Genomic DNA, 16,175 nt, shown 5'->3' with positions numbered 1-16,175 from the left:
TAGACGACAATATCTTCAAGATCCATCCCGATCTCTATCGCTTGAAAAGATGAGGGCACTCCAACAGCCGTTTCAGTTGCCCTCACAATTAAGCTTTAAAAATGACCTCACATAGCTTCATAAGAAAAGGCCGCTCAAGGCGGCCTTTTCAATCTTATCAATCCAACAATCAGTTCGCCGGCGCCGGCGTCGGCGCAGTGCCGGGCGCTGCTGGAGCAGCGGAAGCCGCACCCTGGGGCTGCGTACCGTTGATGTTGTTGAAGTAGCGGAAGAAGGTTGAATCTGGCGAAAGAACCAGAGTCGTCCCGCTGCCGTTCAGCGAGTTGGCGTAAGCCGTCATCGAGCGGTAGAACTCGAAGAAAGCAGGATCACGTTGGAAGGCCTCACCGAAGATGCGGTTGCGTTCCGCGTCGCCTTCACCGCGCAGCACTTCAGATTGGCGCTGAGCGTCGGATTCCAACTCGACGACCTGACGATCGGCGATAGCACGACGGCGCTGGCCTTCTTCGTTACCGCGGGCACGGATCAGTTCGGCTTCTGCAAGACGTTCGGACTTCATGCGATCGAAGGTCTGCTGCGAGACTTCCTGCGTCAGGTCTGTGCGGCGAATACGAACGTCCACGATGCTGATCCCGAGAGATTCGGCATCAGGACGCAGATCGTCACGTACTTCCTGCATCATCGAAGCGCGGGCGTCCGATAGAGCGGATTCGAAACCACGCAGACCGTAGACGCGGCGAAGCGATGCATCGAGACGAGTGCGCAGACGCGATTCCGCCGAGAGCTGATCGCCCGAAACCGTTTCACGGAAGCGACGCGCATCGGTGATGCGATAGACCACGAAGGCATCGACTTCATAGAATTTGCCGCCCGAGACCTGAACACGGATATTATCGTGGTCGAAGCGCAATGCGCGGTTTTCGATATACTGAACGCGATCGGCATCCATGAAGGCGAATGGCAGCTTGAAGTAGAGACCCGGCTGCGTCTTCACGTCCTGGATCTGACCGAACCGGACGACGATCGCCTGCTGTCTCTCATTCACCACGAAAACCGAAGAGTAGACGAGGAAGAACAGGACGGCGAGGCCGACGAGAATTGCCGTAAGACGATTGCTCATATCAGTTGCCTCCCTGCTGCGCTGCGCCGCTATTGCCGCGCATCATTTCGTTCAGAGGCAGATATGGCACCACTCCCTGCTTTTCATCGATGATGATCTTGTTGGAGCCCTTCAGAACGCGCTCCATCGTTTCGATGAACATACGCTCGCGCGTTACTTCCGGTGCCGTGCGATACTGATCGTAGATCGAGACGAAGCGTTGCGCTTCACCCTGCGCTTCGTTCACGACACGGCTCTTGTAAGCGTTGGCCTCTTCGACGATCTGAGCTGCCTGACCGCGTGCCGCACCGAGCTTCTGGTTGGCATACTGATTGGCTTCTTGAACGAAGCGATCCTCATCCTGTTCCGCGCGCTGCACTTCATCGAAGGCGTCAGCGACTTCGCGCGGCGGTGCCGCATCTTCGATCGCAACCGCGTTGATGGAAATGCCGGCACCGTAGCTGTCCATCGTGCCTTGGATGATGTTGCGAACATCGGCAGCGATCGCCTGGCGATTGTCACGGAAGATGTCTTGCGCCGGACGACGGCCAACAACTTCGCGCATGGCACTTTCGGAAACCTGCTGAAGTGTTTCAGCTGGCGTGTCGACGTTGAAGAGATAGGATTTGGGATCGGAAACCGTGTAAAGCACCGAGAACTGGACGTTGACGATGTTCTGGTCACCGGTCAGCATCACGCCGGTGGCAGCAGAAGACGAAGTAGCGCGTGCGCCGATATTCTGCTGCTGCTCGGTCACCTTGACGATCTCGACAGTCTCGATCGGCCAGAAGTGGTAGTGCAGACCCGGCATGGAAACTTCATTCTTTGGCTTGCCGAAACGCAGCTCCACACCGCGCTCATCCGGTTGAACCGTATAGACGGACTGAATGCCGATGAAGGCGAGGATTACGAGGGCGATGATGGCGACGACGCCACCATTGAAGCCTCCCGGAAGCATGTGCTTGAAACGATCCTGACTGCGCCGGATGATCTCTTCCAGATCGGGCGGGCCACCATTACCGTTGCCGCCGCCTCCACCACCGCGTGGACGGTTTGGCCCTGATCCCCAAGGTCCACCCTGGTTATTTCCTCCACCGCCGCCGCTATTACCGCCGCCGCCCCAAGGGCCGCCGCCATTCTGATTGCTCCAGGGCATTCATACCTCTTTGTTATAAAAACTTTCCCGCTCCCTCTCCAACGCGCTTTCGCGATGCCGGCGGGAATATCGTCCTCGTTATAAGAAGGCGACGCGTCTGTTTCAACGCAGGGGCGGTAACTTAATACCAGACAGGTCCAAATAGTTCACTTTGCCGCACCGCGCCGCCGATAGGTTGAAAAACGCACGGCATAATCGTCCTTTTCCCCGGCTGACAGGGCAATTTCATCGGTTTTTTCAAAAACGCTCAAATCAATTTCCGGAAAAAACGTATCGCCTTCCAGTTCAGCGTCTACATGGGTGACGGAAAGTTGATCGGCGAAGGGCATGGCCTGACGATAAATCTCGCCCCCACCGGCAACATAAACAGCGTCCACACCGAGTTCTCGGGCCTTGGCTCGTGCCAAAGACAAGCCATCCTCGAGCGAAGAGACGACCTCGACGCCATCCGGCTTGTAGTCGCGATTACGGCTGATGATGATATGCGGACGCCCCGGCAAGGGGCGCTCGCCGACGGAGAGAAAAGTCTTGCGGCCCATGATCATCGGCTTGCCCATGGTCTCAGCCTTGAAGCGCTTCAGATCGGACGACAGCTTCCAAGGCATATCCAGCTCGCGCCCAATGACGTTGTTTCTGGACACTGCGGCAATCAGAACGATGCGGGGTTCACTCATACCGCAATCGGTGCCTTGATGCTTGAATCGGCTTCGTAGTTCTCCAACGTAAAGTCTTCGAACTTAAAGGAAAACAGATCCCGCACTTCCGGATTGATCCGCATGGTCGGCAGCGGCTTCGGCGTGCGCGTCATCTGCAGTTCGGCCTGCTCGAAGTGGTTCGCATAGATATGCGCGTCACCCAACGTGTGGACGAAATCCCCAGGCTTCAAGCCGGTAACCTGCGCCACCATGAGCGTCAACAAGGCGTAAGAAGCGATGTTGAAGGGCACTCCGAGAAAAATATCGGCGGAGCGTTGGTAAAGCTGGCAGGAGAGTTTGCCATCCGAAACATAGAACTGGAACAGGCAGTGGCAGGGCGGAAGCGCCATTTCGTCGACCAGCGCAGGGTTCCAGGCCGAAACGATATGCCGACGCGAATTGGGGTTGGTCTTCAGGCCCTCGATCAAAAGCTGAATCTGGTCGATGTGACGACCATCCGGTGCGGGCCATGAGCGCCACTGCGCCCCGTATACAGGACCCAGATCGCCCTTTTCATCGGCCCACTCGTCCCAGATGGTAACACCGTTTTCCTTGAGATAAGCGATGTTCGTATCGCCCTTCAGAAACCACAGCAACTCATGGATGATCGAGCGTAGATGCAGCTTCTTGGTGGTCAGCACCGGAAAGCCTTCGGAGAGATCGAAACGCATCTGATAGCCGAAGACGGAACGCGTGCCCGTCCCGGTACGATCGCCGCGATCGCTTCCCGTTTCCATCACATGCTTGAGAAGATCGAGATATTGCTTCATGTCGCTCCGCCACCGAGTCTCTATGGGTTTGTTATATCTCTTCCCGGCAGCGGAACCAATCGACTGAGGAATTAAATCCCCAACAGCTTTATACGTCAGACGGTCTCAAGCTTGTCCAGATGCTTGGCCACAAGGTAATAGAAGGTCACGCGCGATTTGCTGCGGTCGGCCGCCATCTCCTTCGCGGTCGCGGCAATCGCGGCGTCAGCGTCAGCGCCATCCACACCGAGCTTCTTGGCGCACCATCCACTCTTCACTCTCGCAAGCTCCTGCGGGTCAGATGACGACACCAGCGCCGAGTCGCGATTGCGAAGCGCGATACCCAAATATTTGACGATCTTGTTCACCACGGCTTCATCGGCATTGGGATCGTATGTCTTCACATCTGCAAGATAGTCCGTCATGTCCTTATCCTCCATGTTGAGCGGCCGGATCGTATCTACGTCCGCTTCAAGAAGAACATGTTCCAACCCCGCAACCGCGTCAAGAATCTCATGCAACCCAACGTGGTTCATTCCTTTATCGAAATGTCACAAGGCCTCTTTTCTAACAGCGAAGAAATGCCTATATGACCTCTGCCGGATGCAAATCCGGCTATGGCGATAAACGGTCGATGGAATAAACCTATTGGACCCGGGGGCGGTACCCGGCGCCTCCACCAAAAACCGGCGGCTTCTTGTGATAAGGCCGGCTTTTGATGGGGGCGAAATAGGATCGACAAGGGCGTAAAGATCGAACTTTTGCTCGGCATGATACCGCCGTTATCGGGTCACAAGTGTAGTTGCAAATGACAACAACGCTAAGGAATACGCTCTCGCTGCCTAATGGCGGTGCGGGAATTCCGCTCTAAGTCCTTACGGTTAGCCCCGTAAGGCGGGGTTCGGAGGTACCTGGCAACAGAAACCTCCACCTTCTCTCCTCTTTTGAAATTCGTTATAGGGTGCGTCTGACTCGCTTTCAGCCTTACGTCACTGCGCGTATATTTGCCGCGGTTGATGAGTAGAACATGCTGGAAGCGGCAAAGGCTTTTTCATTGCTGCGCATTAAGACATTGCGTATACTTAGGTAAAAGACGTTCGAATAAGGAAAGACAGGACCGTATGGGGCAGGATCATATCCGTTACGACATTCTCGCACAGGATGCCCTTCGCGGCGTTATCCGCAAGGTTCTGAGCGAGGTTGCGGCCACCGGCCGGTTGCCGGGCGATCACCACTTCTTCATCACCTTCCTGACCGGCGCTCCGGGCGTTCGCATTTCGCAACACCTCAAAGCGAAATATGCCGAACAGATGACAATCGTCATCCAGCACCAGTTCTGGGATCTGAAGGTCACCGAGACCCTTTTCGAGATTGGCCTGTCTTTCTCCGACACGCCTGAAAAGCTGGTGATCCCTTTCAACGCAATTCGCGGCTTCTACGATCCGTCGGTCAACTTCGAACTCGAATTCGACGTGCCGATGGCGGAAGAGGAAGAGGTTCAGGAAGCAGAGATCACCGCATACCCGGTTCCTGCAGAGGGCAAGCCGCAAGTATCGGAAGAAAAGAAGGTAGATGAGGAGAAGAAGGCCGGTTCGGTCGTCTCGCTCGATGCATTCCGTAAAAACAAGTAAAGTGTTAGGCGGCCGCATAAGCGCCGTAAGCAATACCGTCATCACTGGGAGCACTGCATGACCGGCGACGTCGTCAACCTTCGCCAGTTTCGCAAGCAGAAGACACGCTCCGAAAAGGAAAAACAGGCGGAGCAAAACCGCCTGTCATTTGGCCGAACAAAAGCCGAAAAGTCCCTGACTGACGCCCTGAAGAGCAAGGCGGATCGTCAGTTCGATCAGGGCAAGCTTGAGAAAAACGACGGCGACGCCGAGTAGAACTTTTTCGTTTCTTTGACAACGAAAGCCTCTAGCGGAAGCGGCTGACCTGAAAGATCGCGACACGCCTTCAAGGCAGAGCCCGGTACCACGGTCTCATCTTGCGCTCCCCCATCTTCATATTTGAGCGCACCGCCAACCGCCGGTTAAAAACTGCATCCGTCCTCCATTCACTCTGTCGATGCGCCAGTCGGACCACCGCCCAGCTCTCGCTGGCTTTCCGATCGCTGTGTCGATATCGGGCAGAGCGGCACTAGAGCGTCATCCTTATGCGACGCACAAAGAACGCTGTATCTTCTTTAATCTGCGCATTGTGCTGTCCCGAAATCGGTTACGATTTTTGGGCCTATGCCAAAGCGCGCCAAAAGCCGTGGAACCCACACCGGATAGCGGCGTTATCGAACGCAAGCTCCTATACATTTCATGGACTTGCAGGCAGACAGTGAATCAGATTGCAATCCTCTTGAACCAGTTTGGAAAGCAGCGACCTTGATACGCAAGCACTCCACGACTCTTCATGGTCACCGCACCAGCATTTCTCTGGAAGATGCATTCTGGGAAGAGTTGCGTGCCATTGCAGAAAAACGAAAAATGAGCTTTGCGGCGCTGCTGGCTGAGATCGACGATAACAGATCGGAAAGCAGCAATCTGTCGTCGGCTCTGCGGGTCTACGTCCTGACTTGGCTCAAAGCCCAGCCATAGCACAACCCGATCGAGGTCGAAGCACCCTGCGATCTCCGATCCTGCTGACATGCGGAGCGCCATTCCCGCAAACATGTTTCTCGTCACCACAACCTGCGCGCCATGCAAGCCGAGATCAGGGCGGAGAGTCTTTCGGTGGATCGGAAAATTGCCTGATCACGTCCTGCGTCGGCGGAACCGTCAGGGTCGGCGCGGACTGCTGGTCTTGCTGTTGACGCTGCAAGCGCTCCTGCTGTTCTTTCTCCGCCTGCAGACGCTCCTGTGCCATGTTGCGCAGGCGTTCTTCCTCCGCCTTCCTGGCTCTGTCCTCTGCCTGCGCACGCTCCTTTGCCGCCTCTCGTTCTGCGGCCTGGAAGCGATACAGCGCAACCTCGCGTCTCAGACGCTGCTTTTCCAGAACGCTTGCCTGTAGCGCCTCGACGCGCCGTCTTTCCTTTTCGAAAGCGCGAAGAGACAGGTAGCCGGTAAGCCCGGACACATCGGTCGTCAAAGCAGGCTGCGCGAGAGGACCGACATAGTTGAGGCGAATGGACGGCGAAGCACCGGCGAGCTCTTCGATGCCCGGCTTATAATCGAGCGCGACGCCACCGGTCAGCGTTTCGTCCGCCAGATTGAGAGAAAGCTCGCCTGTCATGGACAGCTTGTCGGTGGACGCCGTCACATTTTGCATGCGCAGACTGCCATCGGAGATGGTGAACGGCATCGAAATCTGCCCGAGCGGAATGTCTCCCTGCCATAACTGCTGATCGACCAGCGGGCGAACCTTTGCCGCATCAATGTCGCCCTGAAGCCCGGACGCTGCCTGAAGCCAAGGCTGGAAGGCATTCGGGTTGAGGCCGCGCAAGACGAGATCGTCTGTACGAATCTCGCCAGAACCACTGGCCGCGGTCAACAATTCACGCACACTCTTGCCCGTGGCTTCCGCTGTCAGATCGGCAGCAAAGCGCCCGGTCACCACAGGACCATTTGCATTCCTCCAAACGATGCTTTCGGGATTGGCACCGGCAATGGAAAGCTTGGTGCGAAAAATAGCTGCACCCTCCCCTGTCGCCATGGCGACGTTGCCGGAAACCTTGCCGCCCATCCAGTCGCCGGACATATTATCGAGCGACAACGTGCCGTTGGCGTGGGTCAGATTAAATGAAGAGCCCGATACCGTGCCGAAAGGTCCTGCAGCGAACTTCGCCGCCTTGACCGCCAACGCCGCCTCCACTTTCGGAAACGCGGGAAGTGCGACCGGCTTGGCATTCAGGCCGCCATTTTCCGGATCGATAACCGGCCCGTACATTGCGTCACCCAGCCAGTCCATATCGACGCTGGCAAGTGAGATATCGCCCATCAATCTGTAGGGGGCTGCTCTTGATATCGCGACATTGCCGGAGAAAGCGTTACCGCCTGCCTGACCGGCCAGATTTGTGAAATTCGCCTTGTCCTTGTCGACCGCAAGCTTGGCATTGAGCTTGGTCGACATGCCGCCGCCCAGTTGCGGCAGCCCCACGGCATTCATGATGAGATAGGGTTCGATATCGGCGCTTTCGAGCGCCACATCGGCACTGCCTTCGCCGAAGCTTCCAGGCGCCAGCGAGAAGCTGCCTGCGGCGGTGAAGTGCGTACGCTCGGTTGAAAAGCGGAAATCGGTCTGCATTGCAGCGCCGAGGCTTCCGTTGAGCTTAACCGATAGCAGGCCTTCGCCATCGGCATCGAAGGGCAGCGGATCGAGCCCCGCTTGGCCGAACAGAATGGCAGTCGACTGGTTCTTGAGGACCGCTTCGAGCGTCAGGGCAGTATCGTCGGTAATGGAGAAGAAATCGGGCAGCTTGGCAACCGCTGAGAGCCGGCTGCCATTGATGGTGCCGGAAACGGCAGCGTTTGCGCCGCCACTATTGCTATCGACGGACAGATCGACCGTGACGTCGGAATTGGCGTACCAGGCAGCACTTCTGACCAGACGATCCAGCAAAGGATGGTGCGGGAGCTTGCGTGCAACGAGTTCAAGAACCGGCTGCGCATCGGCGGCGCGCAGATTGACCGTGCCCTTGCCACCATATTTGAGCAGCGAGCCCTTCAGCTCACCCTTGGCGTGAACCTCGGCACCGGCAATATCACCTGCCGTCATCGTCTCGAGCGAGAGAACGCCCTCTGATACCGTGAAGGCGGTCTCCACCTTATTGGCGGTCACGCCCGCCATATTGAAACGATCAGCCTTGAACTTCGCAGTGATGCGATGATCGAAGACCGACGAGCCGTTCTGATCGCCAAGCACCAGGCTTCCAAGGGCCTTCAAGGCGTCCAGATCGATCTCGTCACCGGCCAGATCGATATCGATGCTCGATCCTTTGTCCATCGCCTGGCGTAAAAGACTACCGCGCAAAGACGCCTGACCAATGGCGAGCTCGAGGTTGTCGAAGCGCTGCGCCTTGGTGGTCAGCGACACCTTGGATGAGAACCCGGCGGCATTAAGTTGGCGGATTGCCGGATCGACACTACCCGTCAACCAGTTCGCAAGTCCGGAAGGCTGGTTGGAGGCGACAAGTAGATCGCCGTTGAAAGCAGGCCCGCCTGTCAGCGTCAGCGAACCCTTTGCCTCGAACTGGGTGCGGCCCGGAAGCACGGCAACGGCATTGACCACCTGCCAACCCGATCCGTCCGGTCGAACATCGAGGCGGATATCGCGGATCGTGGTGTCGTCGGAAACCAGCGCGGGCAGACTGATGCTTGCTTTGCCCGGCACCTGCGGCACCGGAATGCGCGCAATCAGATCCGCAAATGCCTCGATCCGCTGGCGCACCGACACGGTCGGAACCCGCGATGTCTTGCCACTGGAAGACGCTGGCGCTGGCGTGAAACGATTGAAGTCGATCTGCTGACCGTCGGCAGTCAGCAGAAACTCAGGCGCCGCCCCGGTATCCAGCGTTGCCTCGCCGGTGACGATATAGGGATTATCGGTGGCCCCCAGTTCCATACGGTAGCTTGGAACCCGCAAACGTCCGTTTGTCAGCTCGAAGCTGCCGCGTGTGCGCGGCGCAGAAAAGATCGATTGATCCTGCTTTTGCTGCTTATCGTCGCGCCTAAAATTGAAGGCGAAGGAACCGCTATAGACTGGACGACCAGCCGTCGCGCCGATACCGCCATCGAGATCGATTTCGACCGGATACTCATCCGGCTGCAGCCGCAAACGAAGTCCCATCCGACCGACCGTCGGATCGGGCTCGCCGCTTGTGAGCGAAAACGAACCGGCGTGCCCGTCGATAGCTGCACGCCCATCCGCACGCCAGGGTCCAGCAAGAGACTTCGCTGACATGGCGGCGTTCAGCCCGGTGATGGTGCGGTTGCGCCCGGATTGCTCGTCGATGAACTCGATCTGCCCGTCTTCGATATTGACGCTTTCCAGCACCACTGTACGGGCTGGGATCTCGGCGCGACCTCCACGCATCCAGTCCAGCGTTCCATCCTTCAGCAGACGAATTTTCGCTTTCGGCTCTTCGATGCGCATATCGAAGATACGTGCTTCCCCGGAAAGAAACGGCGCAAGCTCGGCATCCATGGAAAAGCGCGCCACCTGAATGAGCGGCGAGCCATCGGCATCGGTGCCTGCCCGTACATCGTGCAAAGTCACGGATGGAAACGGCAGAAGCCGGGCCTCGACTGGTCCGTGGACCACGACCTTCTTGCCCAAGATGCGGCTTGCCTGATCTTCGAAGTCGCGACGGAAGTCCGTCCAATCGATAAAATACGGAATCAAAAGCGCCGCAAAAAGCGCCACGACCAGCAGTCCGCCCAGAAAAACCAGTATGCGTCCGAGCACGACCCGTCGTCTCCCATAATCACCGCTGAAAACTAGCGTTTTTTCGCCTCAGGGCAAGCATCAATTGGTTGATGGTTCTAACCAGTTCAAAGCCGGAAAAGCTTGCCCGGATTAAAAATATTGTCCGGATCAAGCGACCGCTTGATGGTGCGCATTATATCGAGCGCGGCACCAGCCTCTTCCTCGAGAAAGCTCATCTTCCCCTGTCCTACCCCGTGTTCACCGGTGCAGGTGCCATCCATCGAAAGTGCACGGCGGTTGAGACGTGCGACGAAAGCTTCGGTCTTTACCACGCTCTCCGGATCTTTTCCGTCAAAAAGCACGAGAACATGGAAGTTCCCATCTCCTGCATGACCGACGATCGGCGCCAACATATCATTTTCCCTGATATCGCGCTGCGTTTCCACAACGCAATCGGCAAGGCGGGAAATGGGCACGCAGACATCGGTGGAAAGTCCATCGAGATGTGGTGCGAGCGCGCGGGATGCCCAATAGGCATCATGGCGCGCTTTCCACAGCGCGTTGCGCTGCTGCGCGTCGCCCGTCCACTTGAAATCTGTGCTGCCGAACTCGCCAACGATTTCGGCAAATTGCTGCGATTGCAAAGCGGTCGTTTCTTCCGTGCCATGAAACTCGACGAAGAGCGTCGGCTTCTCCTCATAGCCAAGACCGGAATAGGCATTGCAGGCGCGGATCTGTACCTCGTCCAGAAGCTCGATCCGGGCCACTGGAATCCCCATCTGGATCGTCATGATCACCGCGTCGCAGGCGGCCTTGATTGTCTCGAAGCTGCAGACACCTCCGGCAATTTTTTCGGGAATTCCCTGCAAACGAAGAGTAACAGAGGTAAGGACTCCGAGCGTTCCTTCGGCGCCGACGAAAAGCCGCGTCAGATCATAACCGGCGGACGATTTACGCGCACGCCTGCCAGTGCGGATTTCCTCACCCTTGGCGGTGACAGCGGTCACAGCCAGAACATTATCCTTCATCGTCCCGTAACGCACCGCATTGGTTCCGGATGCACGGGTGGATGCCATGCCTCCGATGGAAGCGTTCGCGCCGGGATCGATCGGGAAGAACAGACCCGTATCGCGCAGATACGTATTCAATTGCTCGCGGTTGACGCCCGGCTCGACGGTTACGTCAAGATCCTCGGCGTTCAACTCTATGATGCGGTTCATCCGGCTGAAATCGATGGAGATGCCGCCCGAGGGCGCATTGACTTGACCCTCCAACGATGAGCCCGTACCGAAAGGGATGACCGGGACCTTATGCTCCGCACAGGCCTTGACCACCGCCTTCACATCATCTGCACTTTCGACGAAGGCCACGCCATCGGGAAGCTGGGTCGTCAGGTACGTCGTGGTGTGGGAATGCTGCTCGCGAAAGGATTGGCCCGTCTGGAATTTATCGCCGAGATCGTGCTTCAGCACGGTTAGAACAGCGGCAATTCCAGCCTCGTTTCGCGTTCCCGATACGACATCTTTCAAAGCCATGACATGCTCCACCACACTGCAAATTTCGACCCGCGCCGCGCGCGGGTCATGGTGTGGTATGTGACAAGGCTTTCACTTTGTCCAGCGCAGGCTTTACCTTGCTTCAGTGTTGGACTCCAAATTATTCCGCCGCGAGAAGCGGTTTGTCTTCTTCCAAAGCGCGACGACGAATGGCCGTATCCAACTCGCGGTGAAGACGGATTTCCTCATCGGCCTGCGGCTTGGCGAAGCGCGCAATCAGCAGGTAGGAAACCGGCGTAATGTAGAGCGTCACCAGCGTCGCGAAACCGAGACCGCCGACAATCACCCAGCCAAGCGCGATACGGGCCTCAGCACCCGCACCCTGCGCCAACACAAGCGGCACGCCGCCGAGAATGGTGGCGATCATTGTCATCATCACCGGGCGCAAACGGATGCTGCAGGACTTCTCAATGGCTTCACGCACACTCGCCCCCTGGTCACGCAGATGGTTGGCGAACTCCACGATCAGAATGCCGTTCTTCGCCATGACGCCGACAAGAAGCACCAAACCAATCTGACTGTAGACATTGAGGCTCGATCCGGTGACCAACAGCGCGATGACGGCGCAGGCCAGGCCGAGCGGGACCGTCGTCATGATGATGAGTGAGCTCAGTATGCTTTCGAATTGCGCTGCCAACACCAGGAAAATGATCGCAATGGCAAAACCGAAGGTCAGCAGCATGCCGCTGGAATTTTCCTGCAATGTCGCGGCCTCACCAAGCGGCATTAAACGCGCGCCGGATGGCATGATCTGGCCGGCAAGCTCGTTGACCTTCGCGACCGCCTCGCCAAGGGAAACACCCTCGCGCAGGTTGGCGGAAAATCCGACCGACGGCAGTTGCTGTTCGCGATTCAACTGCGGCGCCACCGCATTTTCCTTCATCGTCGCGATAACCGACATCGGCACGATCTTTCCGTCATCGGTCTTGAGGAAGACATTCTCAAGATCAGTCGGGTCGTTGATCGGTCGCGTTGAGGCCAGCAGGCGTACCGGTATAGCATCACCATTCACGAACACGTCGACAATGGAGCGGCCTTCGAGCAGAGACTGCATTGCACGGGAAAGCCCGGTGATATCGATACCGAGATCGGATGCCCGCTCACGATCGATGGACACCGAAAGCTGAGCCTGGTTCGGCTCGTTGTCAAAACGCGGCGTATCGAACATACCGGTTTCTTCCATGGACAACAGCAACTTCTGCGTCGCTTCTGTCAGCGCCGGATAGTTGGATCCTACCATCGCCATGCTCAACCCGTTGCCAGCACCGCGAATGCGCAAGCTGTTCGGTTGCTGCGCCGTACCGCGCAGAGCGGGCACTTTTTGCGCAGCCGCGTTGATGTCTTGAGCAATCTGGTTCTGAGTTCGATCGCGATCTGCCCACGGCGCCAGCGTCAGCACCATGAAGCCGGAATTTGTCGCTCCGTTCATGCCGGTAATCGAGTAGATATTGCGGATCTCCCCGCTTTCGCGAAGCGGCGCAAGATTTTCCTCGATACGCTGCAGCTGGTCTCGCGTATATTCAAGACTTACACCTTGCGGTGCCGTAACGCGCATGAAGATCGAAGAGCGATCTTCGCGCGGCGTCAACTCGTTCTGCACCATGCCGAAAGCGATCCAGGACACGCCAGCGAAGGCAAGCGATACGACAATGACGATCAGCGGATTGTTCAGACAGCTCGAAAGCGTCTTTTTGTAGGTACTGGCAAACACGTTGCCGAACCAGGCAAGCGGTCCGGTCTGATACTCGATGGTCTTTTTCAGCATCCGGGAGGCGAGCATCGGGCAAAGCGTCAACGCCACGATGGAGGATAGGCCGACCGCGAAGGCGAGCACGAAGCCGAACTCGCGGAATAGGCCACCCAACTGGCCGGGCAGGAAGGATAGCGGAATGAAGACCGCAGCAAGCGTTGCCGTCGTGGCAAGAACCGCGAAGAACACCTCCTGCGTACCGAGAACGGCTGCCGCCCGCGGCCCCATGCCTTCGGCACGGCGGCGCACAATATTTTCAAGCACCACGATGGCGTCGTCCACCACAAGACCCGTCGCCAGAACGATGGCGAGCAGCGTCAGGATGTTGATGGAGAAACCGACCATATAGATCGCAACCAGCGTACCGATCAACGCGACCGGCATGGTGATCGCCGGAATGAGCGTGGCGCGCCAATCCCTGAGGAAAAGATAGAGAACGACGACAACGATCAGCGCGGACAGGCCCAGCGCCAGTTCCACCTCGTGAAGCGCGCCTTCGATAAAGACCGCATCGTCACTGGTGACGACAATTCTGGTGCCCGCTGGCAAGTTCGGCGTCATTGCTTCGACTGCCGCCTTCACGCCGCTCGAAATATTCAGAGTGTTGGACTGCGCCTGACGAATAACGCCAAGCCCTACCCCTTGCACTCCGTTGGAGCGTAATGACGTGTTCTCGTCATCCGCGCCAAGCTGAACGCTGGCCACATCGCGTAGGCGGACCTTGTCCTTGATCAGAAGGTTCTCGAATTCTGCGGGCGTTGTCAGATTGGCGGTCGCACGAACCACGATGTCCTGCGTCGAGCTCTTCAAAGATCCGGCAGGAACGTCGAGCGCGGCGGTTGCCAGCGCATTCGACACATCCGTCACCGTCAGCCCGCGACTGGCGAGCGCGGCCTGATCGAGATCGACCCGGAAGACCTTTTCCTGATCGCCATAAAGTTCCACATCGGCTACGCCATCCACGGCAGCCAGACGATCGACGATCTCATCGTCCACGAGCTTCGTCAGGTCTTCCATGCTTAGTGTCGAGGAAGTGACGGCCAGACGCATGATCGGCTGGCTGTCGGAATCGGCCTTGATGATCTGCGGCTCATCGGCATCCTCGGGCATCTGATTGGTGACGCGCCCTATTGCGTCGCGCACGTCATTCGCCGCAACGGCAAGATCGATATCGTCACCGAATTCCAAGGTCACGCGGCTGGTCCCGAATTGGGAAGCAGAGGAAATGGATTTCACACCGCTGACGCGAGCGACCGCGCCTTCGATGGTCTGCGTCACCTCCTGATCGATCGTCTGCGGCGAGGCGCCGTCATAGGTCGTGCGCACGGAGATGACCGGGCGATCCACATCCGGCAATTCGCGCACCTCCACGCCTACAAGCGCCGCAAGGCCAGCAACGACGATAAGCGTATTGATAACGGCAGCAAGGATAGGCCGACGGACGAAGAGCGCGGTGAATGTCAGCTTCGAATCCTGGCCTGCGGGCGGCGTCTGTCCGGTCGATGCAGCACTCATCGGCTTGCCACCTCCGCTGCATTCGCAGCGTCCGCACGGCGCACAGCCCCACCTTCGCGCACCCGCTGAAGGCCTTCCGTTACAATAACATCGTCGGGTGTGAGATCGGCCTTCACCAGCACCGCATCCGGATTGCGTTGAACCACCTGCACCCGCACCTTGTTGGACTTGTTATCGTTCACACGCCAGACATACGATCCATCCGCGTCCCATTGCACGGCCAGCGGATCGACTGATGGATAGTTTTCTCCCTCAAACCGCATCGTCACGCTGAACGACATGCCGGCGCGCAATTCGTCCCTTGCATTGTCGAAAACCGCACGCACCCGCACGGTCCGGCTTGCTTCGTCCACGCGATTGTCAACCGCCTCGACCTTGCCCGTGAACGTTTCACCCGGACGCGAAACCGAGGTCGCCTCCACCGGCATGCCCACCTTGATCGTGGTCGCGAACCGCTCTGGTGCCCAGAAATTGACGAGAATTTTCGAGCGGTCGTCGATGCTGACAACGCTTGTCTGCGTCGTGGCATTATCGCCGACATTGATAGCGACGATGCCTGCGATTCCCTCGATGGGTGCGACGATGTTGCGTCGCTTGAGATTAAGCTCGGCGGTGCTGACGGCAAGCTTGGCGGACTCCTCGGCAATCTGCGCATCGAGAACATCGAGGCGCGCCACAGACCGGAGATTTCGGTAGGATGAGGATTTCTCGACCGCGCTCCTGAGAGCGACCTGCGCTTTATCGCGCTCGATCAACTGCTCGTCATCATCGAGCCGGGCCAGAACGTCGCCCTTCTTAACCTTCTGGCCAGAGGACACCAGGATTTCCGAAACCAGGCCGGAAGCCTGAGGTGTCACGATGACGGTCTGGATGGCTTCGCCGTTGCCGATAGCATTCAGGCGGTCGTTCACGTTGGCGGTTTTCACCGGAGCAGTCACGACAAGCGTCGCATTGCTGCGCCCGCCGCCCCTCTGCCCTGACGGTTTCGACGCAGAATCCGCGGCTGTCGGTGCAACTGGAATTTCTGCCGTGACGATGCCCGCTCTTGCCAAAAGGTCGCGCCCGGTGGACGAATTGAAGGCCCACAAAAAGAAGCCGGCTCCGACGACCGCCAGACTGACACCAACCTGCTTCCAAACCCGCATTCAATTCTCCGTGTAATTTAAACGCAAACGCAGTCGCACCATGGTGCCGACGCGCAAATGATTTATCGCAGTATCTTTGCAGCCGCTTAACAACGCAACGGATGATTCCGTTTCTTACTGAATTGTAATTCTCGATTATTTGACGACATTCAGTCT

12 protein-coding genes and 1 other RNA gene are annotated in these 16,175 nt (G+C 57.6%); 4 read left to right on the top strand and 9 right to left on the bottom strand.

Annotated elements, in window-relative coordinates; genetic code table 11:
* Window positions 1-169: 169 nt before the first annotated feature.
* The 5 genes from hflC to QZ869_RS03925 all read right to left on the bottom strand — a co-directional run bounded on the left by hflC (window position 170) and on the right by QZ869_RS03925 (window position 4,124).
* Window positions 170-1,120, bottom strand: a complete 951-nt coding sequence (gene hflC / locus QZ869_RS03945) for a protease modulator HflC (RefSeq protein ID WP_296084944.1) — start codon at window positions 1,118-1,120, stop codon at window positions 170-172.
* Window position 1,121: 1 nt separating this feature from the next.
* The gene (hflK, locus tag QZ869_RS03940) at window positions 1,122-2,255 is read right to left on the bottom strand and encodes an FtsH protease activity modulator HflK (protein ID WP_296102538.1); all 1,134 of its coding nucleotides are present in this window, start codon (window positions 2,253-2,255) and stop codon (window positions 1,122-1,124) included.
* Window positions 2,256-2,401: 146 nt separating this feature from the next.
* On the bottom strand, window positions 2,402-2,929 hold the full coding sequence (locus tag QZ869_RS03935) for a dihydrofolate reductase (RefSeq protein WP_296038770.1): 528 nt from the start codon (window positions 2,927-2,929) through the stop codon (window positions 2,402-2,404).
* Window positions 2,926-3,720: a thymidylate synthase gene (locus QZ869_RS03930; RefSeq protein ID WP_296038767.1), complete on the bottom strand. Its 795-nt coding sequence runs from the start codon at window positions 3,718-3,720 to the stop codon at window positions 2,926-2,928. Before QZ869_RS03930 ends, QZ869_RS03935 begins: the two co-directional genes overlap by 4 nt.
* 95 nt (window positions 3,721-3,815) lie before the next feature.
* Window positions 3,816-4,124 carry a DUF2853 family protein gene (locus tag QZ869_RS03925; protein ID WP_296102537.1) on the bottom strand — a complete coding sequence of 103 codons (309 nt, stop codon included), beginning with the start codon at window positions 4,122-4,124 and terminating at the stop codon, window positions 3,816-3,818.
* A gap of 134 nt (window positions 4,125-4,258) precedes the next feature.
* On the opposite strand from QZ869_RS03925, the gene ssrA reads away from it, so the two are divergent.
* The 4 genes from ssrA to QZ869_RS03905 all read left to right on the top strand — a co-directional run bounded on the left by ssrA (window position 4,259) and on the right by QZ869_RS03905 (window position 6,287).
* Window positions 4,259-4,631: a transfer-messenger RNA gene (ssrA, locus tag QZ869_RS03920) on the top strand.
* Window positions 4,632-4,820: 189 nt separating this feature from the next.
* On the top strand, window positions 4,821-5,330 hold the full coding sequence (locus tag QZ869_RS03915) for an SspB family protein (protein ID WP_296038762.1): 510 nt from the start codon (window positions 4,821-4,823) through the stop codon (window positions 5,328-5,330).
* A gap of 57 nt (window positions 5,331-5,387) precedes the next feature.
* On the top strand, window positions 5,388-5,585 hold the full coding sequence (locus tag QZ869_RS03910) for a DUF4169 family protein (protein ID WP_296038760.1): 198 nt from the start codon (window positions 5,388-5,390) through the stop codon (window positions 5,583-5,585).
* A gap of 489 nt (window positions 5,586-6,074) precedes the next feature.
* Entirely contained in the window at window positions 6,075-6,287 is a 213-nt protein-coding gene (locus QZ869_RS03905; RefSeq protein WP_296039589.1) for a ribbon-helix-helix domain-containing protein, read from the top strand.
* Between the two features lie 115 nt (window positions 6,288-6,402).
* Here the strand turns inward: QZ869_RS03905 and QZ869_RS03900 are convergent, their stop codons facing one another.
* The 4 genes from QZ869_RS03900 to QZ869_RS03885 all read right to left on the bottom strand — a co-directional run bounded on the left by QZ869_RS03900 (window position 6,403) and on the right by QZ869_RS03885 (window position 16,019).
* The gene (locus QZ869_RS03900; protein ID WP_296102536.1) at window positions 6,403-10,092 is read right to left on the bottom strand and encodes an AsmA-like C-terminal region-containing protein; all 3,690 of its coding nucleotides are present in this window, start codon (window positions 10,090-10,092) and stop codon (window positions 6,403-6,405) included.
* A gap of 86 nt (window positions 10,093-10,178) precedes the next feature.
* The gene (locus QZ869_RS03895; protein WP_296102534.1) at window positions 10,179-11,588 is read right to left on the bottom strand and encodes an FAD-linked oxidase C-terminal domain-containing protein; all 1,410 of its coding nucleotides are present in this window, start codon (window positions 11,586-11,588) and stop codon (window positions 10,179-10,181) included.
* Window positions 11,589-11,709: 121 nt separating this feature from the next.
* Window positions 11,710-14,874, bottom strand: a complete 3,165-nt coding sequence (locus QZ869_RS03890) for an efflux RND transporter permease subunit (RefSeq protein ID WP_296102533.1) — start codon at window positions 14,872-14,874, stop codon at window positions 11,710-11,712.
* Window positions 14,871-16,019, bottom strand: coding sequence for an efflux RND transporter periplasmic adaptor subunit (locus QZ869_RS03885; RefSeq protein ID WP_296102531.1), 1,149 nt, complete (start codon window positions 16,017-16,019; stop codon window positions 14,871-14,873). The genes QZ869_RS03890 and QZ869_RS03885 overlap by 4 nt, the downstream gene beginning before the upstream one ends.
* Between the last annotated feature and the right edge of the window lie 156 nt (window positions 16,020-16,175).

This window comes from uncultured Agrobacterium sp. (assembly GCF_913777885.1).
In the GTDB taxonomy this organism is placed as follows: domain Bacteria; phylum Pseudomonadota; class Alphaproteobacteria; order Rhizobiales; family Rhizobiaceae; genus Agrobacterium.
Note: the sequence above shows the minus strand (reverse complement) of the source record. Positions and strands in the feature narration are given on the sequence as shown.